Genomic DNA, 25,520 nt, shown 5'->3' on the forward strand with positions numbered 1-25,520 from the left:
ATTACTTTAAAAATAGCGAAATATAAAGCTTGTAAGAAGATATTGTAAAATAATAACAAAAGGAAATAAATGGGATTAGGTGTCCCCTTATATTTCTTTTTTATCCTTCTATAAGCCTTATACATTGGTACTTCCTTCTATTCTAATGACAATATTTTTTTTAATAGTCCTTAAAAAGTCCTTCTAGTTACTCTTGCATTTTAATATTGGATTATATATAATTTTTTTAATTAATTTATATTTTTAAGTTAAAAAAAATACATCTATAATTTTATTAATACATTATTCTTCATTTTTTATAAATAATATACATTATTTTACATTATCTATCAAATTGTTATTTATGTACAAAACTTGTAAATACATATATACTAGTTCTACAAATATTTAGATATGTAACTTGCCAGTTTTACAATCTAATTTTAAATACAAATCAAAAAATATTTTAATTTAAATATAAACTATTGAATCCGCTTAATTGTTGGAGAATATTCTTATGTTTAAAATAGGAGGTATTCTAGCAATCCTTAACAATGTTAGTTTGGCGACTACAAGAATTGCTAAAAATATGCTTATATACTAACAAACATTTAAACAAAAATCAATTAATTATTAGTCATCAAAAAATCAACTTAAATGTTGAGAATAAAGTAATGTCTTTAAATAACTATATGAAGCGGTAGAGTATAAGGACTGCATAGTAAGCGAAAACTTACGATAAAACAAATACTTATACAAGGTAAGAAGCAACTTACCGTAGATAGTGTAAAAGCTGTCAGGAAAGCTAGCCAAATAAGAGACCAAATCAGCAAGGTGTGAGGAAGTGTATGTGGTACGATTCACCTTGGAGATGCCCGTTTTACTATTATTCATAGTAGCAAGAATACCCCTATAACTTTACCAGTTAATATATAAAACAGAGGTTTTTAAATAAATAAGATATGTTTGTACTGGATTAATCCGAGATGTAGGTTATTAGATAAAGGGAACCGTCTAATGTAATGTGTCGTAGGTTGGAGCTGAACAAAAACCTACTATAAGTCGTAATGAAAGTCCTGCAAAAGCCGTGTCATTCGAATATTAAAACTTAACTTGTCTTAGTCAATTTGTTAAATTCAAATTGGCATAAGGGCAAGTTGTCTTCATTCCTGAGCCATTCCCTACCATATCATTTGATATAGAAAAAAGTATATGTAATTTAAAAAGAAAGAAGACAACTGAGATAAAAAAGGTGGAAAAGATACTAATATAAACTAAATACTTATTAAATTTTTTGAATAATTTTGAATAACTATTTTTATAGTTTCTTGTTTTTATAAACATTATTATAGTTATTTAATAATTAATAACAATTTAGATAAAATAACAAAAATAATATTATGGGATTATAGATTTAATGGCTAAAGCAAAACAAGAAGAATCAATCGAAAAACAACTATGGAAAGCAGCAGATAAACTACGAAAGAATATTGATGCAGCAGAATACAAGCATGTGGTAATGGGACTTGTATTTTTAAAGTATATCTCTGATAGCTTTGAAGAGCTTTACAACACACTAAAAAATGGTGAAGGAGAGTATGTAGGAGCTGATCCAGAAGATAGAGACGAATACAAAGCTGAGAACGTGTTCTTTGTCCCTCAAGAAGCCAGATGGTCATTTCTTCTATCAAATGCTAAATTACCAAGTATAGGGAAGATTGTAGATGATGCTATGGATGCCATTGAAAAAGAGAATAACTCTTTAAAAGGTGTGCTTCCAAAAGTCTATGCCAAGGAAAATCTTGATTCTAAATCCCTTGGTGGATTATTTGATGAAATCGGTAAAATTGCCTTAGGTGATACAAAAGCTAGAAGTGCTGATGTGCTTGGTCATGTGTTTGAGTACTTTTTAGGTGAGTTTGCACTTGCAGAGGGTAAACAAGGTGGGCAGTTTTATACTCCAAAGAGTGTAGTTGAACTACTTGTAAAAATGTTAGAGCCATACAAAGGTAGAGTATTTGATCCTTGTTGTGGAAGTGGTGGTATGTTTGTACAGTCTGAGAAGTTTGTGACAGAACACCAAGGAAAGATAAATGATATATCTATCTATGGTCAAGAATCAAATCAAACTACATGGCGACTAGCAAAGATGAACCTTGCTATTAGAGGAATAGATAGTTCACAAGTAAAGTGGAACAATGAAGGTTCATTTCTAAATAATGCCCACAAAGATTTAAAAGCTGACTTTATCATTGCAAACCCACCTTTTAATGTTTCAGACTGGAGTGGTGACCTACTAAGAAATGATGGAAGATGGAAATATGGAACTCCACCAGAGGGAAATGCAAACTACGGATGGATACAACACTTCCTTTATCATTTAGCACCAACAGGAACAGCAGGATTTGTACTAGCAAAAGGAAGTCTTACTTCTAATACTTCAAATGAAGGAGAGATAAGAAAGGCTCTTATAGAAGCTAACTTAGTTGATTGTATAGTAAACTTACCTGCAAAACTGTTTTTAAATACACAGATACCAGCAACTATATGGTTTATGAAAAGAGGAAGAACTACTAAAGATATTTTGTTCATAGACTCTCGAAATATGGGAGCTTTAATTAATAGACGAACAAAAGAGTTTAGCCATGAAGATACAGACTATATAGCTAAAGTTTACCATGATTGGAAAACTAAAAGTGATGAATATGAAGATATAAAAGGGTTTTGTAAATCAGCAAGTCAAGATGAAGTAAAAGAGTTAAACTATGTACTTACTCCTGGTCGATATGTAGGTCTTGAAGAAATAGATGATGAGTTTGATTTTAAAGAGAGATTTACTAGCTTACAAGCTGAATTAGAAGAACAGATGGAAGAAGAACAAGCACTTAATCAAAGGATTAATGATAACTTGGCAAAGGTTATTATTGATGGGTGATAAGCAACTTACTCCATTATCTGATACAACTAAATTTATAGTTGATAATAGAGGTAAAACAGTACCAACAGTTGAAAATGGAATACCTTTAATAGCTACGAATTGTATTAAAAATAATAGTCTTTATCCTGTATATGAAAGAATTAGATATATTTCGCAAGATACATTTGATAATTGGTTTCGTGCACATTTAGAACCTAATGACATTATATTGACACTCAAAGGTAGTCAAAATGGTGCAGTTTGTCTAGTACCAGATACATTAGGTTTTGCAATAGCACAAGATATGGTAGGACTTAGAATTAATGAAAAAGTAATTAACCCTATGTATTTATTTGCAGTATTACGTTCAAAAGATATTCAAACACAAATTAAGAACCTTGATGTAAGTGGTGTAATACCACATTTAAAAAAATCAGATTTTAATAAACTTTTTATACCAAGATTAGAAAAAGAAAAAGAAAATTTTATAGGTAAAACATATCATGATTTTTGTAAAAAAATTGACTTACTTCACTGCCAAAACAAAACACTGGAAGAGTTAGCACAAACACTTTTTAGAAAATGGTTTATAAAAGAAGCTAAAGATGATTGGGAAGCTGGTACATTAGGAGAAGTTATTAGTATTTTCGATAGCAAAAGAGTTCCACTTTCTAAAATGAAAAGAGATAAGCTAAAAACTGGAATACTTTATCCATATTATGGAGCTGCAAAAATTATGGATTATATAAATGATTATATTTTTGATGGTGAATATATTTTAATGGGTGAAGATGGAACTGTTAGAACTGAGGATGGCTATCCTATTTTACAATATGCAACTGGTAAGTTTTGGGTAAACAATCACACTCATGTATTACAAGCAAAAGAGCCTTATAGTAACTATTTCATTTGGAGCTATTTATTAGAAAAAAATATAGATGAGATTGTTACTGGTGCAGTACAGCCTAAAATCAATCAAACAAATTTAAAGTCACTTAATTTTCCAAAATACCCACTAAACAAGGTACTTCAGTTTAATGAACAAGCTAATACACTATTAGAAAAAATAAATCAAAATAAAGTACAAATTAAAACTCTTGAAAATATGAGAGATACCCTTTTACCTAAATTTATAAGTGGTGAAGTGAGCGTAAAATTATAATGTCATATATATTTAGATTCTTTTTAGTAATTAATTCTTTATCTTTATCTTTTCTAGTATTCACGATAAATAAAGAAATAACGTTAGAATGGATAAAACCAGTTTTTTACAATATCACTACATTGGCAATTAAAAATAACATACTGATAGAATTTATAGGAGATAATTTCTTTAAGTTATTAAACTTATCTTCATATATTTTCTATTTAATTTGTATAGTTATATTATCAATTATAAGCATTTATCTTATACGATTTTTATCTAGTGATAGTATAGAAGAAGATACTCTTACTAATATTGAACCTGCAAATGATGCTTTTTTACCAAGCTATTTAGGATACTTCTTTGTTGCTTTAAGTGTTACTGATATTGAAATGTTCTCTGTTGTGTTTTTAATAATAGCAGTGTTTATCTACTTCTCAAGAATATCATACTTTAATCCTATGTTGTTTATTTTTGGATTTAAATTCTTCTATGTCATTAATAGTAATAATGTAAAAGTTCTATTAATTACAAAAAAAGAGTTAAAGACTACAGAGAGTGCAAGGTTTGACCACCTAAAAAGAATCACAAACTATACATTTATTGATACAGAAGGGGCATAATGAATTATCTATTAGCAAAATTAAAGGGAAGAACACAGCAGTTCTTAAAAGTGGTAGCTTCAACAAAAAATATAATCGAAACACCTGATTTATCAAATACAAAAAGCTATTCTCCAAAATATAAACTCGAAGATGACGAATGGTTTAAATTAGATAATTTTATAGCTAGAAATTATAAAAATGGTTTAATTGAAAATGCTTTTAATGGAACTACCTTTAACCAAATCACAACCGATAAATATGAAGATATTAAATACTTGTGTGCTAAACAAAGTAACTTATATTTATTCCAAAAAACAACTGTAAATAAATTATTATCTAAAAAATGGTTACGTATCACTGATTCTCCCTCTTTACAAACTGATAAACCTATTATAGTTATAAATGAGTGGGTTGATGCAGTTTATGATACAAGTAATGACACTTTGTATTTTAAAGATATCGTTAAAATCAAGGATATGTTTAAAGGTATTGAATCATTATACAGGACTGCAACTCAAGTAGAAGTGAATACTTTTTTTGCGAATAGCTTTATATCTTTAGGAACAGGGTTTACATCTATGAATGTTAAGTCTGCAAATAGAAGAAGAATAGCTATGGCACTAGATACCTTAAGTAGTTTTACTACAGCTGAAATATCTCAAGTTGTAAGTTATACAAAAACTTATTGTCATACAGTTCCCGTGAGTGGAAATTCGTTTAAAATTGAAACAGAAGAACATTTAAAACTAGTATTATTTGGTATTGAACAACGTTACTATACAACAGGTATTAAACCAGAGAAAAGACTAGCAAATTCAATATTGACAGATTATTAAGGTATATGGATGGAATTAATTTATTTATGGGTTGAAAAGTATAAAAATATTGAAAATGAAGGGTTTAATCTTAGTCCTAGATTTAAATGTGAGTTTAAAAATGGTGAGCTTACTATAGAGAAGAAAGAGTACACAAATATTTTTCCTAAAAATATTAATGTTAGTGCTGTTATTGGTAAAAATGGAAGTGGAAAAAGTACTATAATAAAATTAATTCTTTTTTTAATTTTCTGTAAAAATTTCAAAAATGATTCTGAATATCCAATTGGTACACTAGTTTATATACTTAAACAGTTTTCGGATAAAGAATTGTTTTTATTAATCTATACTGACGGATGCTTCAAAAAAATAGCTTTTAGTTCTTTTATTAGACATTTAAAAGATTCAGAGTTTTTTGATAATGCAACTACAAAAATGATGACGGGAAGTTATCCTATACAAAATGAGATTTTACCTGCTTATGATGAGTTACCTCAAAATGAATTAACTTTTTTCACCTTCTATCTAAACTATATGACAGATACGTTAAATGATGGATATCATGACAATTGGATTAATCAAATATATCATAAAAAAGATGAATATAAGACTCCATTGTTAATTCAACCAAATAAACATAATACAAGCAGCTATAGTGATAATATTAATTTGTACATGATTGATTCTGTTAATCAACAAAGATTAATTTTACTTTATAGGTACATTACTGTAAATCAAAAAATAACAAGTTTTTTTGACCCGAACTATATAAAAATCAAAAATAATTTTATTGATCACTTTCGTGTAAATATGAGCAATTCAGATTTTGTCGAGTTATCTATAATTAAAAAAGTTGCTAACAAACTTAATATACTATTACATAAAAAAGAAGTAAATTGCGACTTAGATAATAAAAAAATACCCGTTCTATTCAAAGAAATAGAAGATAATCGTAACTTTAAATATATGAATTTACTCTATCTTGTATTCAAATTATTAGTTACTTCTAAGGAATATTTTAATCAAGAAAAATATGATACATTAGAAAAAAATATACTAGATAAAATAATGAACAATGAATTACCTTCAGAAAATGAACTTATTAGTTATAATTTCAAAGAATATATTTTAGATGATTACTTAGATGACTATAGGGTAAAAAAGATATTGCAATCTATAGAATTTGAGAAAAATAAAACATATAATAATAGTTTTTTTAAATTATTAATGAATGATAAAAAAGTTTTAATTAAAGATATTAAAGACATTTTAGAAAAATTACCACCCTGGATTGATATTGTTTTTTATAAAAATAATATTTCTTTTGAATCATTGAGTAGTGGTGAGAAAGCAATTTTTAGAACATTAATAGATATAGTTTATCAAATTCAAAAAGTCAAAGTGCATTATAATACTATTAATATTATTCTTGACGAAACAGAACTAGGGTTACATCCTCAGTGGCAAAAAGAATACTTAAAAGATATCTTAGAAACTGTTGCTTTACATATTAATGAAAACTTATTGATAAATTTAGTTTTTACAACCCATTCCCCATTTATTCTTTCAGATTTACCAAAAGAAAATGTAATATTTTTAAAAGATGGCAGGCAGATTTATCCAGAAATAGAAACATTTGGATCAAACATACATACTTTACTTTCTCATGGATTTTTTATGGAAAATGGTCATATGGGTGACTTTGCAAAAGAAAAAATCAATCAAGCTTATAATTTTATTACAAAAAGAGATACTAGCTATCTTAAATCATTGAAGGAAGTCCAAGATATTATAAATATAATTGGTGAACCATTAATTAAAAAACAATTACAAAATTTATTTGATGAGACATTTGAAAATAAACATTCAAATCTAGAAGATGAAATAAAAATATTAGAAAAAAAACTAAAAGTTTTAAAAGAGTTACAAGATGAATCAGATTAAGAAACAAAGTTTAAATAAACTTTGTATCAATTTTTATGAACAAACAAAAGATTATTTTATACTTGATGCATGCAATCAAAAAGAAAGAAAATATATTCAGAATAACTTGAAACGGATTATAACTGCAAAACCAAAAGACTTTTCTAGAATAATTGAAGATGTGAAATCAAAAGGTTTAAGACATGATGTTTTAAGAAAAGTCTTTGTAGGAGATGTAAAAGGATACCCTGGAGGTGGGTATAAGAAATTTAGTGCTAAAGGTACAAAGTCATTTAATGCATATGATCTTGCTGAAAAACTTGATGTAAACGTTTGTCCATATTGTAATATAAGTTATACTTACACAGTTAAGTCATCCAATAATAAGTCTACTCGTCCTCAGTTTGATCATTTTATTTGTAAGAAAAAAAAACCTATTTTTGGAATGTCATTTTATAATTTAATACCTTCTTGTAGTATTTGCAATGCATCTATTAAAGGTCAAGATATTTTTGAGATTAAAACACATATCCATCCCTATATTGATAATTTTGACGAAATCAAAAATTTTAATATTGATAAAACTTTATTATCATTAGTTAATAAAAAGAATGATTTTAATATTATCTTTGAAGATAGAGAAAATATAACAGTTGAACAACGAGAGAAAGCAAATAATCACATTAAAAGTTTTGCATTAGAAGCTTTATACAATGGACATAAAGATGAAGTTTTGGAACTAGTTGAAGTTTCTAGAGCATACAATGAAGATTCTTTTGATAACTTAGTTAATACATTTAAAGGTTCTACTCAAATTTTTAAAGATACAAATGATGTTAAAAGGTTATTATTAGGACATCATGTGGAGAGTAAGGATATAAATAAAAGGCCATTAAATAAACTTGTTAAAGATATTAGTAAAGAATTAGGATTAATATAATTAGGATTATAGATGAATAAAATAACAGAAAATGAAATAGAACTTTTTGCCATAGAGCTATTAGAAAAACAAGGTTTTAAATATATCTATGCTCCAGATATAGCACCTGATAGTGAATCTCCTATGAGAGAATCTTTTGAAGATGTAATACTGAAAGAAAAACTCACAAACTCTTTAACTGCTATCAATCCTACTTTAGACTATGACCAAATAGAGTATACAGTAAAACAATGCCAAAGATTAAGCTCTACAGAACTTCTAACAGACAATGAATCTTTCCATAAAATGATTACAGAAGGAATCACTGTTGAAGTACAAAAAGATGGTGTGACAAGGGGTGAGATAGTAAAACTTATTGATTTTGAGGATGTATCAAACAATGACTTTGTAGTATCAAATCAATTTACTATAGTTGAAAACGGTATTAATAAACGACCTGACTTAATTCTTTTTATAAATGGTTTACCCTTAGTAGTTATTGAGCTTAAAAACCCTGTAGATGAAAATGCTACTGTTAAGTCAGCATATAAGCAAATACAAACATATAAAAACACAATTCCTAGTCTATTCACTTATAATGCCTTTTGCATTATAAGTGATGGTCTTGAATCAAAAGCTGGAACTATAAGTGCAGGACTTACTAGATATATGTCTTGGAAAAGTAGTGATGGTAAAAATGAAGCTTCAAATCTAATTTCTCAAGTTGAGACTATGATAACTGGCATGTTAAATCCTATTACTCTTTTAGATTTAATCAGAAACTTTATAGTGTATGAAAAAAGTAAAAAAGAAGATAAAGATGGTATTGTTACTATAGAAACTGTTAAGAAGTTAGCTGCATATCATCAGTACTATGCGGTAAATAAAGCAGTTAATAGAACTATTAAAGCTAGTAGTATTGATGGAGATAAAAAAGGTGGTGTAGTTTGGCATACACAAGGAAGTGGGAAATCTCTTTCTATGGTATTTTATACTGGTAAAATAGTTCTATCACTTGATAATCCCACAATATTAGTCATAACAGATAGAAATGACCTTGATGACCAACTATTTGATACTTTTGCTTCTTCACAAGGATTACTAAGACAGGAGCCTATACAAGCAGATGATAGAGACCATTTAAAAAAGCTTTTAAAAGTTGCAAGTGGTGGAGTTATCTTTGCTACTATTCAAAAGTTTCAACCTGAAGATGGAAACATCTATGACGAACTATCAGACAGAAGAAATATAGTAGTAATTGCTGATGAAGCACATAGAACACAATACGGATTCAAACCAAAAACTGTTGATGATAAAGATAAAGATGGAAATGTAATAGGTAAAAGAATCGTTTATGGTTTTGCAAAGTATTTAAGAGATGCCTTACCAAATGCAACTTATCTTGGATTTACTGGAACACCAATAGAAAGTAGTGATGTAAACACTCCTGCTGTATTTGGTGACTATGTAGATATCTATGATATCGCACAAGCTGTTGAAGATGGTGCAACTGTTAAAATCTACTATGAAAGCAGACTTGCAAAGATACAACTTAGTGATGAAGGTAAAGAACTAGTAAAAGAGCTTGATAGTGAAATAAAACAAGATGATTTATCAGAGACTCAAAAAGCAAAAGCTAAATGGACTCAACTTGAAGCACTAATTGGAAGTAAGAACCGTATAAAAGAGGTTGCAAAGGACATTGTAAGCCATTTTGAGACACGGCAAGGTGTTTTTGATGGTAAAGGTATGATTGTATCTATGAGTAGAAGAATTGCAGTTGAATTTTATAAAGAGATCATAGCACTTAAACCAGAATGGCATGATGATGATTTAGACAAAGGTGTAATCAAAGTTATCATGACAGCTAGTAGTTCAGATGGTCCAGCTATGGAAAAACATCATACTTCTAAACAACAGCGTCGTGATTTAGCAAACCGTATGAAAGATACTAATGATAAACTAAAACTTGTAATAGTAAGAGATATGTGGCTTACAGGATTTGATGCTCCATCTATGCATACTCTGTACATAGATAAACCAATGAAAGGTCATAACCTTATGCAAGCCATTGCAAGGGTAAATAGAGTCTATAAAGATAAACCAGGTGGTCTTGTAGTTGATTATCTTGGAATTGCAAGTGATTTAAAGAAAGCTCTTTCATTTTATAGTGATAGTGGAGGGAAAGGTGACCCAGCACTTGTACAAGAACAAGCCGTAGCACTGATGTTAGAAAAACTTGAAGTAGTATCTCAAATGTATCATGGCTTTGCTTATGAAGACTACTTTGCAGCAGACACAAGAACAAAACTATCTTTGATATTAGAAGCAGAAGATCATATACTTGGACTTGAAGATGGTAAAAAAAGATATGTCGATGAAGTAACAGCTTTATCACAAGCTTTTGCTATTGCAGTACCACATGAACAAGCCATGGATGTAAAAGATGAAATCTCATTCTTTCAAGCAGTAAAAGCAAGACTAGTTAAATTTGATAGTACAAATAGTGGTAAATCTGATGAAGAGATGGAAACTACAATTAGACAAGTAATAGATAAAGCACTTGTAACAGATCAAGTAATAGATATTTTTGATGCAAGTGGAATTAAAAAACCAGATATTTCAGTTTTATCAGAAGAGTTCCTTCTTGAAGTTCAAGGAATGAAACATAAAAATATTGCTCTTGAAGTATTAAAGAAACTACTAAATGATGAAATAAAAACTAGAACTAAAACAAACCTAGTTCAGAGTAAATCTTTAATGGAGATGCTAGAGAATTCTATCAAAAAGTATCATAACAAAATTATAACAGCAGTTGAAGTAATAGAAGAACTTATGAACTTGGCAAAAGATATTCATAAAATGGATGATGAACCAAAAGAGATGGGTTTAACTGAGTTTGAATATGCATTTTATACAGCAGTTGCAAATAATGAAAGTGCCAATGAACTTATGAGTAAAGATAAACTTCGAGAACTTGCCGTAGTTCTAACTGAAAGAGTTAAATCAAATGCTTCTATTGATTGGACTATAAAAGATAGTGTTAGGTCAAAATTAAAAGTAATAGTAAAAAGAACACTAAGACAGTTTGGTTATCCCCCTGATATGCAGTTATTAGCAACAGAGACTGTACTAAAACAAGCTGAGATGATAGCTGATGAGTTAACTAATTAAAAATAAGATATCAAGATAGATTGAAACTACTTAAAATATTAAGAATTTTGATAAATAGAAATAGGAATATAAATGTCAGAAGTACAAAAACTGTTAACCGAATCAAGAAAAAAATTACTTGATTTAACATTGAGAAATTCATTATTAAACTATAATTTAAAAAGAAAAAATAGAATTATTATTGTTGATGAATTACCTAATATTCTTTACAAACATCTACTAAATGGTAAGAAATTAAAAATTGATTCAGTTCCTTATCCTGAGATTGAAGAGGAAGCAGAATCTAGTGATATTGATGAAACAAGTGGGTTTATAAATGCAAAAACTCATGCAAAAAATTTAGGTATATCTATTGATATTGAAGCACCAGAAATTGAAGAATCTAGTAGTAATATTGAAAATAGACATATTGATAATGCCATTCAAACCTTACATTATCCAGATACTTTAGAAGGTATGTTGAGAAAAAGAAGAACTGATGCAAATACTGCTATTCAAGAAACTGGTTCAAACCTTTTGTATTTAGCAATAGGATTTCTAAAATGGAAACAAAGTGTCAATTCTGAAAAAGAATTATATTCTCCTTTACTTTTAATACCTATTCAAATAGAAAGAGGGTCTCCTAATAGAGAAACAGGAGTTTATTCTTATAAAATTGAATATACTGGAGAAGATTTATTTTCAAATATATCCTTACAATATAAAATTAAAAATGAATTTGGTATAGAAATACCTGCTTTTGATGAAGATTATACACCAGAAGACTACTTTAATAAGATTAATTCAATTTGTGAAAACAGACCTGAATTAATTGGAGTAAGCAGAATATTTGCCTTGGATTTCTTCCACTTTAGTAAGCTTTTGATGTATTTAGATTTAGATGCCTCTAATTGGCCTGAAAATAGAAGAATAGAAGATAATAAAATATTAGGAGAACTATCTGGTAATATTGTAAATGATTCGAGTGAGTTGTCTTTAGAAGAGGTTCCCTCACAAGAAACTGAAAAAATGGGTCTAGTAATGGATGCAGATGGTTCTCAAAGAGATGCAATTGCTCAAGTTTTAAAAGGACATAATCTTATAATTGAAGGACCTCCAGGAACTGGAAAAAGTCAAACAATTGCAAACCTTATTGCTGTTGCTCTATCAGAGGGGAAAAGTGTTCTTTTTGTTGCTGAAAAGCTTGTGGCCTTGGAAGTTGTAAAGAAAAGACTTGATTCTGTAGGATTGGGACATTTTATTCTTGAATTACACTCTCATAAATCTAATAAATCTAATTTTTATACATCTCTAAAAGATAGAGTAGAACTAGAAGTTTCTATTCCTCCAGAAAGATTAAAGCAAAATATAAATGAATTAGAAATAATAAAGTCTAATGTAAGTAATTATTTAGAGGTTCTACATACTCCACAAAAAGTTATTGAAAAATCAGCCTATGTAATTTTTGGTGAAGTTCAAAATAGAGTAAAAGAAAAGTTTTTAGAATTATCTCCTTCTGAAGAACTTTTAAAATTAGATAATGAAACTTTTGAAAAAGTATCTATTGAATTAAGTGCTCTAGAAAATTATATAAAAGAAGACTCGAATATTTTACAATCACCTTGGAATGGATTAATAACAAATAATGCTGTATCTTTGGATAGTGGTAAAATAATAGAACTTTTTAAGGAATATCAAAAATGTTTAAAGGACTTAGCTAACGCCTTTACTGATGAACAAATAAGAATATTACCTAAGAATAAAGATATACTAGAAACTTTAAATAAATTAGAAGACAAACGATTATTAACAGACTTTCCTAGTCATGGTGAACTGAATGTAATATCATCTTTAACTTTAGACCAATTAGAAAAACTTTTTGAAGATATTGAAACATGCATTAAAGAATATAAATCTTTCAAGGGGCTTGATTTTGAAACAATTGATAATATCAATGAAATAAAGGAATTATCTAAAGAATTAAGAGGGTTTAAAGATATTGGTTTTTTTGGTAAGATATTTAATGGTGAATATAAGAGTTTAAGACGTAAGTTTAATCAAATTTATATTCAAACCCATAAAAATGATCCTCAAATAATGATTGAAATACTTGATGAAAATAAAAGTTCTTTAGAAGACTATATTCAGAATATAAAAAATTTAATGAACGATGGTGTAAATTCACTATTAAACAATCTAAAAGTTGAAGCTTTAAATGCAGATCTATTAAAAAATTTACCTAAAATATATGATGACCTAGAAGAACTTCTTAAATTTAAAGAAACATATATATGGAGAAAAGAATTACTTGATGTAGGTTTTGAGAATGAAATGATTGAACCTTTTTTAAGTGAGAAAGCTAGTGAATATTCAGTAAGTTTGAGAAGGCTAATAACAAATACAAAACCGTTTATTAATAAATTAAATAATATAAAAAATGAAATTAATCACTTTGGATTTATAAAAGAAAATATTTTTTTCTTAAATCAAAAAGAATTTGATAAGCAAGATAAAATATTAGAAAATAAATTAAAACACTCTGCCGAACTTGAAATGTGGATTGATGTATCTAGACTCTTGAATACTTTAGAAAAATATCATTTTTCATCAATTATTGAATATGCAAGAAAAATGAAAATTGAAAATGATATTAAAAACCTTTCACTATATGCATATTATAGAGAATGGGCTTATTATGTATTGAGATCAAATGATTTACTTTCTAAATTTAATAGTAAAATATATGAAACATATTTAAAAAGATTTAGAGATATTGATTCCAAAATTGGTAGTTTATATGCAAAAGAACATGCATTACATCTTTCAAAAAATAAAGCAGCAGAAGGTAAAGGTGGAAGAGTAAAAGATAAAACAGAGATGCAGTTAATTAGAAATGAAATTAATAAGCAAATGAGACATATTCCTATTAGACAAACTATTAAAAAAGCACCAAATGCTATCAGATCGTTAAAACCATGTTTTATGATGTCTCCATTGAGTGTGTCACAATTTATTGATCCTTCTCAAGAACCATTTGATTTAATGATTATGGATGAAGCAAGTCAAATTTTTCCAGAAGATTCATTAGGAGCAATTGCAAGAGCAAAACAAGTTGTAATTGTAGGCGATCCTAACCAGCTACCTCCTTCAAGCTTTTTTTCTACTTCTAAAACTGATGAGGATGAAGAAGAAACAATAGCAACTACGGCAGAATCAATTTTAGACTTAACCTTAAGAGTTTATCCAAATGTTAAAAGACTTAAATGGCACTATAGATCTCAACATGAAAGTCTTATTTCTTTTTCAAATCATCATTTTTACGATAGAGAGTTAATGATTTTTCCATCACCTAGTAAAGATGCTACAGAAGTAGGTATTAATCGAAAGTATATTTCTAATGGCTTCTTTAAAAATCAGCAGAATATAAATGAGGCAGTTAGTATTTCAAATAGTATTGTAGAGTTTTTACAAACAAACTCAAAAGAGAGTTTAGGTGTAGTAACTATGAGTAAAAAGCAAGCAGAGTTAGTTGATAGACTTCTTGAAGAAAAAACAAAAGAAGATTTAAATATTAGAAGATTAGTGGATTCAGGAATAAAAGAAGGAAAATTATTCATTAAAAACCTAGAAAATGTTCAAGGTGATGAAGCTGATGTTTTATTTATTGGAACTACATATGGTCCTGATCCAGAGAGTAAAAAAGTTTATCAGAGATTTGGACCAATTAATGGAGACCATGGATGGCGAAGGATTAATGTTCTTATTACAAGAGCAAAGAAGAGAATTGTAGTATTTACGTCTATGGTAAGTAATGATATTGGACATTCTGAAGGTAATAGAGGACGAATGGCTTTAAAGAACTATTTACAATATATAGAGAGTGGACACGTTGAATCTGTACAGGGTACGACAACGGGAAAAGAACCTGATAGTCCTTTTGAAGAATCAGTTATTAGATATATTCAGTCTTTAGGGTTTATTGCACAACCACAAGTTGGAGTTGCAGGTTTTTATATTGATATTGGAATAATGGTAGAAGGTTCTTATAATTATATTCTAGGAATAGAATGTGATGGAGCGGGGTATCATTCAAGTAAATCTGCAAGAGATAGAGATAGGATTAGACAAGAAATTTTAGAAGGAATGGGTTGGGAAATATATAGAATTTGGAGTACTGATTGGTTCAAACATAGAAAAAATGAAGAAGAGAGATTAAAGAAGAAGCTTATTGCGATAAAGCATAGAGCAATTTTAATTGATAACGAAGAAACTATAGAAGTTCAAGTTAACGAAAGCATAGATATTCAGGTTGAAAAAATTATTGAAATAGAAGATACAAAAATAAAGGAATCTTCTACTAGTTCTTGTGAAAAGGTAAAAGAAGTTTTATATGCTTTTAGAAAAGAGAATATTGAGAAAAAATATAAAATTGATTCATCTTCAATTTTAAGTGATAGGATGATTGACCTTCTATCAAGAACTCAACCAATAACTATAGATGAATTTAGATTAGAAATTCCTCTATATTTAAGAGAAAAAATTGATAGAAATCAAATGGAATTTGTTGATAAAATATTTGAGACTATAGAAGTGAATTCTTAAATATATTAAAACTTATAAAATAGTCTTTTTACTTGAAGGAATACCTTTTATTAAAAAATATTAAAGTTGTAACGTAAAACATCTGTTTTCCGACACCTTGAATTAAATAAATAAAAAAATATATATAAACCTTTATAAATATACGAAAAACTATGTCGGAAAATGATATAATACGAAAACATTAATTTAAAGGTTTTTCGTATGTTAATTGGATATGTAAGAGTCTCAACTGAAGATCAGAGTTTAAATTTACAAAAAGATGCACTTATTAAGTATGGAATTGATTCAAGAAATATATTTGAAGATAAAGTTTCTGGTTTAAAAGAAAAAAAAGTTGGTTTAGAAAAAGCTTTAATGTATTTAAATGAAGGTGACACTTTAGTTGTATGGAAATTAGATAGGTTAGGTAGGAGTTTAGCTCATCTAATAAATACGATAAATTTATTAAAAGAAAGAAATATATCTTTTATATCAATTACAGAAGGTATGGATACAACTACTGCCTCTGGAGAATTATTTTTTCATATTTTTGGTGCATTAGCTCAATTTGAACGAAGTTTGATACAAGAAAGGGTTAATTCTGGTCTTGATGCAGCAAGGAAAAGAGGTAATATTGGAGGAAGACCAAGAGCAATAAGTGATGAAAAACTTCAAGTGATTAAAGAAGCATTAGATAATGGTATGAGTAAAGCTGCCGCTTGTAGAACTTTTGACGTAAAGAGAAGTACACTTATAGATAGCCTCAGTAGATTAGATAATAAAAGCTCTACTTAAAAAGGTAAATAGTTATTTATGAAAGCATTAATCATTCTCAAAGATAATTGTTAAAATATAAATATAAGGCAGAGTGATCTATTAACAGTAATTAGGACACAAAATTATAACTTATCATTAATCACATAAAATATGGTAGTTAATTTTCTCTATATATTTTAAAGCACATAATTCCACGTATATTATATACTTTAATAACTAACGGCTATAGTTTAATTGTAAGTGTAATTAAAGAAAAGTTTCATAAGACAGCAGTGTTAGAATAAAAACTCAATTTGCACTGTTCTCTTATAAAGTAATCAGATTAATTCTAGCAAAATAAAATTTATTTTTCAATCTCTTTCATAACATCAAAAATCTCTTTTTTTAAATAATCATACTTCTTAGCTTTTTCATAATTATCTAAAAAAGGTTCTACCCATACAGGTATTGCAATCTTTTTTCCATCATCTTTTTCAAATCCCCAGTTGTTTATTGTTGAATAAGAAACATTTGAAATATCTGAAAAATCTCTTAGTGTTAATCCTAACTCTTTTAATCTGTAATTGAAATCAAATTTTGTCATAAGCGACCTTTGTTATCTATATTGGATGAATTATAACATATTTTTACCTTTAGTGGATAATTGTAACTTGACATTATTTTCCTTTTTAGGCTATAATTTAAAATATAGTATCCAATATGGATAGACAAGGAGGTTTTTTATGGCAGTTTTATTGTTTGTATGTGCGTTTGTATTTCTTTTCTTTTTATTGTTTTTTATGTTTAGAATAAATATTTATACATTTAAAAAATTAGATTATGAATATTTTACATTTGGATATTTTGGAGCTTTTGCAACAATCAATTTACTTCTATACTTTGGTAAGGATTGGTATGAAGAAGCTTTAAAAATGAATGGAGATATATTAAATGGAATATTACTAATGAGTTTTGCAGTAATGTTATTGATTTATATTCTTTACGTAAATATAAGAACTTCCAGTTTCCTATTTGGAATATTGATAACTGCTCTTCAAGCAGCTATGTATTTTCCGTTTACAATTGTTCTATTTCCAGGAGCAATTTTTATATTTGGATTCTTTTCTCAAGTAAGTGAATACTTTGAAGCTAAAAAAAGAGGTAGAAAATGAAAAATAAATTTATAGAAGAAAAAAGTTTATTTAAAAAGAGAGTAACTTCTCTTCTTCTTGCCGTTGTTTTATTAGGAATTATCTTTATTTCTTGTCAAAACAATAAAACAAATAAAGAAGAATTATTAAAAGCTTTTAATAATGGTAAAGAGTTAATTTGTACAAACAAAATTGTCTCAAAAAATAATGGTTGGAAATATCATGACAAGAATAAAAGATTCTATAGAAATGATAATACTTTTTTAGTAAAAATATGTAAAGAAAGGAATTAATATGAAAGAGTTAGAATTTTGTAAAAAAGGAAATAATTTTATTAAATTTTTATCAGTCATATCTCTTTTAACTGCTATTTTAATGTCTATTTGGGGTTTAGGTTATCCTATAATTTCTGAATTATTCTTTGATAAAGAAGTTGAGTTTGATTGTGTAATTGAATATATCGCTGTGATTGCAATTTTAACTGTTTTTTTTGTTAATAATATGAGGTATAAAATTAATAGATAATTAATATATTATTTATTAATAATATATTAAAATAATTTTTTAAAAGAAAGGATAATTTAATATGAAATTTACAAATAAATTAATAGTAGCTACTTTTGTTTCGTCAACAATATTATTTACTGGATGTTCAAAAACTACGAGTAACGGCATATCAGTTCCTAATAAGGCAATGCAAGTAAAAAGAATGAAGTATAAAGTATATGTTGATAATGAATCTATACTAAAAAGAGAATCTAAACTTTTAGAGACAGTTCAGAATAAATTAACTAAGGGATTAAATACTTATATTCATTATAAAATGAACAATAATATAAATAAAGATATTACATTAGAATCAAAATATCAAATAGTACCAATAAAGAATAGAGTTAATTTACATGCAGGAATATTAAATTCTGATTCACACAGTACAGATAAACTTATGAATTCCTTTGAATTAAAAGAATCTACTTTAAAAATAAAAGGAAATTTCAATATTGTAGATAGAGAATTGATTTCAAAAAAGAAATATACAAATGCACATGATATTGTTCTAGATTATATGAATATTTTATTAGGAATAGAAAATTCATTTAACAAAGGTTATTTAGCAAAAAACATGGCAACAGACATATTTCTTCTTGATGGAAATAAATTAAGAGAGAATAAATTAGTATTAGTTCCTATTACTAAAGTTTATTCTATTAAAGATAAAACAAAAAATTTACTTAATTACTATGGATATCAAGTTATAAATGACAAAAACAAGGCTGATAAAGTTATAGATTTAGACCTTTATGCTTTTACACACTTGAATAAATTTGTTTCAAATATTAATTCAAGAAGACATGTAACAGGAGGGAATGGTAAGATTGGTGCTGCAGTATTTGCCCTTGATTTATTAGGAACTTCAACTCCAAGAGCTAATAAATTGTCATATATGGCTAATGCAAAAGTTTATGATTCTATAAAGAAAGAAAAAGAAGAAAAATCTGAAATTATACTTGCTATCAAAGAATCTTATGGGCTAGTTGATTTTAATTGGGAATATTATGAAAAATATTTGAAAGACGATAGATATTTCAATTCATCAATCGCTTCTTTAATTTACTTCATGGAAACTGGAAAAACAAAAGATAAAGAAGATATGATTCTTTCTGTATCTGAAAAAACAAAAAAAGGTTTTTTAAATTAAATAATTTATTAGAATAGATAATGTTCCGTAATGCTACTTCTATTATGCTTCATTTCATGGCTCACTTTTTGAAGTGACTCATGATATGAATATCCTGCTTGAGCATATTCAAACATCCTCCTCTTTGCAAAGTTCCATCTAAGTCCATGACTACCTTCTGGAATTTCATTTGAAACTAAACATGCTTGCTTTAAATCATTATAATATTTTTGTCGATTTATTTTAAACTTCCCAGTTTTTTTAATATATTCTTTTAGTAGATCATATGTTTTAATATTAACTAGAACTTCACCTTCTTTACCTCCTTTTTCTTTATTCCAAATTATTCCTTTCTCTTTATTTGTGGTTAAATCAGTTTTTATTCCTAATAATTGCTCTTTAGTAATTAATGCTATCCCTTCTATTCTTGCTCCACCTTCATACTGTATACTTGCAGCAAGTTTATATATATCTACATTTAAGTTTTGAATAATTAGGTTTGGGTTAGTATAAGCTCTGCTGTGATAATTATCAGCAACTAAATCTAAATCTCTTGCTGAATCTAAAATAACTTGCCTTATTGAAAAATCGTATTTTCTATCTTCATTATGTATATTTTTTGCGAAACTTGTTAGTGATACTTCCAGTTTGCCTAATGCAGCTGATATTTTTTCTAAATACTGTTTTGAAGGATAGTACTCTATTTTATAATCCATATAAGCAGTAATATGTTCATGTGATATTAGTTCACAGTTATTAATTTTCCAATGTTCTTTTAAATAGTTAAAAAAGTTGTTCCAAATGTTGCGATAACTCTCCATAGTTTTATATGAAGCAACCATTTGATAATGAGGATGATTAGGATTAACTCTATCTACTTTTCTTGTGCCTTCATTAAAAATTTGTTTCACTAATTGTGAACTTTGATAGTATACGCTTCCTCTAATGGTCAATCCTTTATAATAATATTTAAGATAGTTTTAGCCTCTATCATTCAGGCAGTTAATGTTAAGTCAATCTGCATTTGTTTTTACAATTGTTGCATCTCAATTATTTACTTATTCGTATTGGGCTTGTAAATAGCCAAAGTTTTTAAATTTTATTCATTAATACTAACAATTTGTAAGATTGCTAAACTTCTTTGATTTTTTTAATCACAATATACCTTTAATCAAAGTAACTAGATAATATTGCATGCTCTTTTGATTGAGATGGGAAGATACACTCGTAAGTAAATCTGAGCTCCAACTATATTTCTCTTTGTCTTATGTAAATAAAAATATTAAAATAAGTTTATCATGAAAATTTGTTTAGTGGTTTTGAAGATAAAAAATAAGATGACTTAACTGTTTTAACCAGTTTCCTTTTTTAACTATAAAGAAGAAAAAGCCCATAAAATCTGGGCTTTTTATGAAGTTTTGAAAGTATGAAAAATTTGAAAATAAACAAATTATAAACATATCAATAAACATTTTTGTTTAATAAAGATTAGATCTTTTTAGCAAGTCTTGCCAATATTCTGATTCTTCACATATCTTGATATCCTCATTTACAGCAAATACTGTCCTTCTAAGAATATTGTTTGATTCCTTTGCTATTAATTTGGTCTCAGCTTTTGACAAATAAATATTTGTTCCTTTTACTTTAATACTATTCACAATTCCATCTGGAGTTTTTAATGATTTGTTCTCTATAAATTTTGATGTTTTATCATTATAGAAAAGTTCAAGTTCCGATACTAGTAATTTAAAGTCTGCAGTTTTTGTACAAATAAATTTATCTTTTACAAAAAATAAAATATTAGTACACAGATGTTTATCATTTAATTCAATATTACAAGTAAAAATTTTAATGTTCTTTTCTGGAATTAATTCATATAATTTTGCATAGTCTTGTACTGACTCCATTTCAATTTCCCATTTAACAAATTCTTCGTAGTTAAAATTATTGTTCATTGCTTTTTCCTTTTTTATTTTCAATTTCATTCCAAAGTTGATATATTTTTGAGTAAGAGACTTCAAACCTATGATATTTTTCAAAGTATTTTGATATCTCTCTAAAACTATATTTTTCATCATTTTTCAAAGTTTTTACAATGGCCCAGTTTTCTAAAAGTTTTTCTCTTTTTAGATTTAACTTTAGATTTTTAGATCTATATTCTATTGCCCTATAATTAACTTTTTCTATTTTTGATAATATTTCATCTATGGCTAGCACAAAAGATGAATAGGTTAAAACACTATTATTTACATCAGTATGATGAGACTTTAATTTATGAAATATCTTTTTTTGTGATTCAAAAATCTTTAGTTTACTTTCAATATCTAGTTTTGAAAAAACTCTTAGTTTTTGGTTTTGTATTGTAAAACTCATTTTAGTTAACACTTCACAATAGTTAATTTTCTCTTTTGACAATTGAAATACCTTAGTATATTTTTACTGTCTTACTAAGGTATTTACTTACTTCAACAATTGGAAAAATATATGATGCATTTTTGCCTATTCCTGAGCGTTTGTATGCTGGAATATCAGAACACTCCTTTATTCTTCTGTCTATAGTTTGTTCTGATTTTTTTAATACTTCTGCTAGTTCTTTTTTTGTCAATGTGATACCATATTTAAAGAAAAGCAATGTTGTGTATTTATCTACATTATTATTTGAACGTGAAAGATATCCTGAGATTTCTAATTCTTCTTTTGTTAATTTGTTTATGTTCATACTATCCCTTGATTAATATTTGTAACTATAAGCGCTTAAGTATTGAAATTGTATGATATTGTATGCGGTTTATTTGACGCATACAATTAACTGGAGATTTTCTATGAAAAATAAGTATATAAAACTGAAAAAAATATTAAATAGATTTTATTTATATACTATAAAAAGTACAGATTTAATTAATAATGAAATCACATATGATAATGTAAGAGATGCTATTAGAAGTTTAAATAAATTTAATTTATTATCAAAAAAAACATCTAAGGGATATAATGTATTAAATAAAAAACTTCTTGACAAAAGTGTTTTTTTTAATAAAGAATATAATGTTTCTTTAATATCTTCTTTAGTTTATAGTGAAGATGAAAAAACAGAAAAAATTTTAGAATATATTTTTAATGAAATACCTCAAAATATATATTCATCAGTTTATAATAAATACAGTAGAACTATAGATGAAAAATTTATACCTTTATTAGATAGTGAAAAATATAAAGTGTTTTCAACAATTGTTGAAAACAATATTGGTTCTTCTAAACATATATATGAGATATATAATGATGAAAATAGTACTTATGAAAAAATTGTTCCCTTAAGAGTATATATCCTTGAAAATTCTTGGTTTCTTTGTGCATTTAATTTAGAAAAAAAAGAAATTGTATTAATTGATTCATTATTTATTGCTACTTTAAAGTTTTTGAATCTAATTTTTGAAGAGTATATATCAGAAAAACAAATTGATGAAGCTTTTAATAATATTATTGAAGGGAATGAAGCTTTAGAGCTTATACACTATAGAATAACTCCTGAATTAATATCTTATTTTGATCAGTTTAAACTTATTAAAGATTATGAAATATTTGAAGATGTTATAAGTTTTGAAGAAAGGTTGAACTTTATAGATAGTAGCGATCTTACTGACAAGAATACAAAAGTTAAATTTAATAATATCGTTGATTTATGTTCTATAAATCCTTTGAATAGTGAAATAGAATTTGAAGATTTTTTACCTAAAAAATATATATTAGTTGTTAAACTCTCAAAATATAAAATTAGTCTTATAAAGAATATTTTCCCAAATGTAGAAGTTTTACAAAGCGGGGATATTAATAAATTAAGTTATTGTAAGAAGGTAATGTAATTAATGAATTTAGATAATATAAAATTTGATAGTGATTATTGGAATGGAATATTACCAAGAATAAATAAGAATATAAGACAATTTTTTTTAATTTCAAAAAATATTGATATTGATATCTCATTGAATCGAAAATTAGGGTCTAAATTAAGTACTTACTGTAAAAAGATAAATTCTCAAAAATATAAAGTTTTTATAGGTAAAGAATTATTAGAAGAAATTAATTTATGTTTAACTAGAGAATATAATAATGAAAGCTCTTTACTCTTTAAAGATATTCCATTCGATTGTTTTGATGAAACAATTATATTAATTAAAGAATTTATTATTGAGTTTATTGCGTTACATGAATTTTCACATATTATGGGTAAGCATTTTGAAATTAAATCAGATAAGAATGAACATATAGTGAAAGATATTAACTTACTTGAAGTAGATGCTGATAGATTTGGAAGTATGCTTTTAGCAGGTAAATATTTATCTATTATAGAAAAATATGGAAAACAAAAATATTCTTATTTAATTAGAACATTAATTTATGTGCAGTTTTATATATTTGAAATTAGATTTAAATTAGAACCTAAAAAAAATCAGGCTTATCATATTCAAAGAATTACTTTAGGCTCGAATGGTTTTACAGAAGCTATATATCGGAATCCTTCTCTCCTTAGTCTTTCATTTAATGAAATTAAAAAAATTAGTATGGATTGTATTATTAACTACTTTTTTGAATATAAACTTTCTCCAGATGAAATTAAATATATATTAAATAATCAGGATAAAATTCTAAAAGCTTATATATATTTTAGAGAAAAATATGAATTAGATAAAAAGTGGGAAAACTCATTATCTTGAATATAGATTTAAAACCATATCTTTTCCACTATCCGGAGCAAGTTTAGCATATCTTAGTGTCATTGCAATATCCTTATGATTCATTAGTTTTTGAATAGTATATATTGGTGTACCCTTAATAGCTAAATGACTAGCAAACGTGTGCCTCAAGGTATGTGTAACTACCCGATTCTTTCTATCATATTTATCTAGTCCAATATTAAAATATTTGTTATATATTTTAGTAAGTCTGTCTTGAATCACTTGTTTTCCTCTATCTATAACTTTTTCATTAACATTTAATCTTTCAATTCTTTTAATTAATAAAGATTTTAACTCATCATTAAAAAAACCTAAATAAGTAGTATTATTTTTATGATCTTTTAATTGTATGCTATTTGAGTCTATTTTAATATCTTTTTTAGTTATTGATAATATTGTACTTAGTCTGGCACCTGTTTGAAGTGCAATTTGAACAAATGTATATAGGTATTCTTCATGTTTTATTTGATTTAATAATATATTTATTTCTTCTAATGTTAAATATCTTTCTCTTTTATTATCAATAGTGATTCTTTTTATATTATTAGAAATAGGATTACTCCCTTTAAATAATTCTTTTGAAATAGCAATGTTATAAATTGCTCCAATAATTTGAATTAAAGCACTTACTGTTCTTTCTGCAAGGAACTTTCTTTTTTCATTTTGTAATTTTTTGATTATATCTACATCTATTTCATAAATGCAACGGTTGCCTATGTAATCTTTTATATGAATTTCGTAGCTTCTAATTATTTTTTTTATATCCTTTACTTCATTTTCTTTTTCTTTAAAGTATACTTTTGCAATATCATCAAATATTATTTCTTTTTTATTTCTTGTTCTTGCAATTACTGGAGGTTCTTCTCCTAATCTTATTTTTGTTAAAATTTCATTTCTTATTTGTTTACAGTAGTTTATTCTAATACCTTGAGAATACTTTCCAATAGTTTTTAATTTATCTTTATTGTTTTCTCGGTATCTAATGATAAACACTTTATCTACTTCTTTGGCTTTTTCATTTATAATACGTTTGAAAAAAATACCTTCTTCATTAGTAGGAATTCTTTTTGATAATGTTTTTAAATTCATAATAAATAAGTCCTTATTTAGTCCTTGTGATTTTAAAAATATTGTTAAATATTGATAATTTATTATAGTAGAAGAAT

21 protein-coding genes are annotated in these 25,520 nt (G+C 26.6%); 15 read left to right on the forward strand and 6 right to left on the reverse strand.

Annotation, left to right across the window (positions count from 1 at the left end; genetic code table 11):
- Positions 1-1,396 precede the first annotated feature (1,396 nt).
- The 9 genes from ALEK_RS05100 to ALEK_RS05140 all read left to right on the forward strand — a co-directional run bounded on the left by ALEK_RS05100 (position 1,397) and on the right by ALEK_RS05140 (position 16,831).
- Entirely contained in the window at positions 1,397-2,914 is a 1,518-nt protein-coding gene (locus tag ALEK_RS05100; RefSeq protein ID WP_071627172.1) for a type I restriction-modification system subunit M, read from the forward strand.
- Complete coding sequence (locus ALEK_RS05105; RefSeq protein WP_071627173.1) at positions 2,907-4,058, forward strand: restriction endonuclease subunit S; 1,152 nt, start codon at positions 2,907-2,909, stop codon at positions 4,056-4,058. The genes ALEK_RS05100 and ALEK_RS05105 overlap by 8 nt, the downstream gene beginning before the upstream one ends.
- Positions 4,058-4,663, forward strand: a complete 606-nt coding sequence (locus ALEK_RS05110) for a hypothetical protein (protein ID WP_197950343.1) — start codon at positions 4,058-4,060, stop codon at positions 4,661-4,663. Before ALEK_RS05105 ends, ALEK_RS05110 begins: the two co-directional genes overlap by 1 nt.
- A complete protein-coding gene (locus tag ALEK_RS05115; protein WP_071627175.1) occupies positions 4,663-5,481 on the forward strand; it encodes a hypothetical protein in 819 nt (272 codons plus the stop codon). The genes ALEK_RS05110 and ALEK_RS05115 overlap by 1 nt, the downstream gene beginning before the upstream one ends.
- A 9-nt stretch (positions 5,482-5,490) precedes the next feature.
- On the forward strand, positions 5,491-7,404 hold the full coding sequence (locus tag ALEK_RS05120; protein ID WP_071627176.1) for an AAA family ATPase: 1,914 nt from the start codon (positions 5,491-5,493) through the stop codon (positions 7,402-7,404).
- Positions 7,391-8,323, forward strand: coding sequence for a hypothetical protein (locus tag ALEK_RS05125; protein WP_071627177.1), 933 nt, complete (start codon positions 7,391-7,393; stop codon positions 8,321-8,323). The genes ALEK_RS05120 and ALEK_RS05125 overlap by 14 nt, the downstream gene beginning before the upstream one ends.
- A 12-nt stretch (positions 8,324-8,335) precedes the next feature.
- Positions 8,336-11,476 carry a type I restriction endonuclease subunit R gene (locus tag ALEK_RS05130; RefSeq protein ID WP_173424117.1) on the forward strand — a complete coding sequence of 1,047 codons (3,141 nt, stop codon included), beginning with the start codon at positions 8,336-8,338 and terminating at the stop codon, positions 11,474-11,476.
- Positions 11,477-11,548: 72 nt separating this feature from the next.
- On the forward strand, positions 11,549-16,057 hold the full coding sequence (locus ALEK_RS05135; protein WP_071627178.1) for a DUF4011 domain-containing protein: 4,509 nt from the start codon (positions 11,549-11,551) through the stop codon (positions 16,055-16,057).
- Positions 16,058-16,258: 201 nt separating this feature from the next.
- Complete coding sequence (locus ALEK_RS05140) at positions 16,259-16,831, forward strand: recombinase family protein (protein ID WP_071627179.1); 573 nt, start codon at positions 16,259-16,261, stop codon at positions 16,829-16,831.
- A 325-nt stretch (positions 16,832-17,156) separates the two neighbouring features.
- Here ALEK_RS05140 and ALEK_RS05145 read toward each other — a convergent pair whose 3' ends face one another.
- Positions 17,157-17,396, reverse strand: a complete 240-nt coding sequence (locus ALEK_RS05145) for a helix-turn-helix domain-containing protein (RefSeq protein ID WP_071627180.1) — start codon at positions 17,394-17,396, stop codon at positions 17,157-17,159.
- Positions 17,397-17,535: 139 nt separating this feature from the next.
- Here ALEK_RS05145 and ALEK_RS05150 point away from each other — a divergent pair, with 139 nt between their 5' ends.
- The 4 genes from ALEK_RS05150 (at position 17,536) to ALEK_RS05165 (ending at position 19,642) form a co-directional block, all read left to right on the forward strand.
- Positions 17,536-17,964 (forward strand): hypothetical protein, encoded by a 429-nt coding sequence (locus ALEK_RS05150; protein ID WP_071627181.1) that lies wholly within the window; start codon positions 17,536-17,538, stop codon positions 17,962-17,964.
- Complete coding sequence (locus ALEK_RS05155) at positions 17,961-18,236, forward strand: hypothetical protein (protein ID WP_071627182.1); 276 nt, start codon at positions 17,961-17,963, stop codon at positions 18,234-18,236. The genes ALEK_RS05150 and ALEK_RS05155 overlap by 4 nt, the downstream gene beginning before the upstream one ends.
- Before the next feature lies 1 nt (position 18,237).
- Entirely contained in the window at positions 18,238-18,468 is a 231-nt protein-coding gene (locus ALEK_RS05160; RefSeq protein WP_071627183.1) for a hypothetical protein, read from the forward strand.
- 61 nt (positions 18,469-18,529) lie between these two features.
- Complete coding sequence (locus ALEK_RS05165; protein ID WP_071627184.1) at positions 18,530-19,642, forward strand: hypothetical protein; 1,113 nt, start codon at positions 18,530-18,532, stop codon at positions 19,640-19,642.
- A gap of 8 nt (positions 19,643-19,650) precedes the next feature.
- Here the strand turns inward: ALEK_RS05165 and ALEK_RS05170 are convergent, their stop codons facing one another.
- From ALEK_RS05170 to ALEK_RS05185, 4 genes are all read right to left on the reverse strand, one after another.
- Positions 19,651-20,532 carry a site-specific integrase gene (locus ALEK_RS05170; RefSeq protein WP_228146297.1) on the reverse strand — a complete coding sequence of 294 codons (882 nt, stop codon included), beginning with the start codon at positions 20,530-20,532 and terminating at the stop codon, positions 19,651-19,653.
- Between the two features lie 567 nt (positions 20,533-21,099).
- Positions 21,100-21,576, reverse strand: coding sequence for a hypothetical protein (locus tag ALEK_RS05175; RefSeq protein ID WP_071627185.1), 477 nt, complete (start codon positions 21,574-21,576; stop codon positions 21,100-21,102).
- Positions 21,566-22,036, reverse strand: a complete 471-nt coding sequence (locus ALEK_RS05180; protein ID WP_071627186.1) for a hypothetical protein — start codon at positions 22,034-22,036, stop codon at positions 21,566-21,568. The genes ALEK_RS05175 and ALEK_RS05180 overlap by 11 nt, the downstream gene beginning before the upstream one ends.
- A 10-nt stretch (positions 22,037-22,046) precedes the next feature.
- Positions 22,047-22,340, reverse strand: a complete 294-nt coding sequence (locus ALEK_RS05185) for a hypothetical protein (RefSeq protein WP_071627187.1) — start codon at positions 22,338-22,340, stop codon at positions 22,047-22,049.
- A gap of 103 nt (positions 22,341-22,443) precedes the next feature.
- Between ALEK_RS05185 and ALEK_RS05190 the strand changes: the two genes are divergently transcribed.
- Both ALEK_RS05190 and ALEK_RS05195 read left to right on the forward strand, forming a co-directional pair.
- Positions 22,444-23,481 (forward strand): hypothetical protein, encoded by a 1,038-nt coding sequence (locus ALEK_RS05190; protein ID WP_071627188.1) that lies wholly within the window; start codon positions 22,444-22,446, stop codon positions 23,479-23,481.
- Positions 23,482-23,484: 3 nt separating this feature from the next.
- On the forward strand, positions 23,485-24,333 hold the full coding sequence (locus ALEK_RS05195) for a hypothetical protein (protein ID WP_071627189.1): 849 nt from the start codon (positions 23,485-23,487) through the stop codon (positions 24,331-24,333).
- Here ALEK_RS05195 and ALEK_RS05200 read toward each other — a convergent pair.
- Positions 24,325-25,443, reverse strand: coding sequence for a tyrosine-type recombinase/integrase (locus tag ALEK_RS05200; RefSeq protein WP_071627190.1), 1,119 nt, complete (start codon positions 25,441-25,443; stop codon positions 24,325-24,327). The genes ALEK_RS05195 and ALEK_RS05200 overlap by 9 nt on opposite strands.
- Positions 25,444-25,520: the final 77 nt, after the last annotated feature.

The sequence above is a fragment of the Poseidonibacter lekithochrous genome, from assembly GCF_013283835.1.
In the GTDB taxonomy this organism is placed as follows: domain Bacteria; phylum Campylobacterota; class Campylobacteria; order Campylobacterales; family Arcobacteraceae; genus Poseidonibacter; species Poseidonibacter lekithochrous.